The organism is Fundicoccus sp. Sow4_D5 (assembly GCF_052116365.1).
In the GTDB taxonomy this organism is placed as follows: domain Bacteria; phylum Bacillota; class Bacilli; order Lactobacillales; family Aerococcaceae; genus Fundicoccus.
In genome coordinates this window covers 1-304 of the sequence record NZ_JBQKLF010000038.1, presented here as the reverse complement: position 1 = coordinate 304, position 304 = coordinate 1, and the positions used below count along the sequence as shown (strand labels likewise).

General features: G+C 37.2%; 1 protein-coding gene. It reads right to left on the bottom strand.

The window, feature by feature from the left end:
• Nucleotides 1–66: 66 nt before the first annotated feature.
• The coding region (locus tag ACTQ45_RS13690) for an ATP-binding protein (RefSeq protein ID WP_441764039.1) at nt 67–304 on the bottom strand (238 nt) is incomplete at its 5' end.

The following is a 304-nucleotide window of genomic DNA, read 5'->3' as shown; positions in this document are numbered from 1 at the left end:
CAATCAGTTCAAAGATAAACTTGAGATCTGCGTCCAAAAGATTATCAAGAAGCCATTCGACAAGCACTAGAAGTCCATAGTTTGAATATTTTTGAGGTGTTTAGCCACTCCTTGTTCTTTGAACGATGCTTCATCTCGCTCTATTAATAAATCAGGTAACCTTATATATCGTGTGCGAATTTCTAATTTACACGCTTCTTTAGCAAGTGCACAGCTCAAGTATGTCTTACCTGAACCAGTAAAACCTTGAAAAATGACATTCATATGGTGCTTAACAAAGTTACAAGTACCTAGCTCCTGAAGC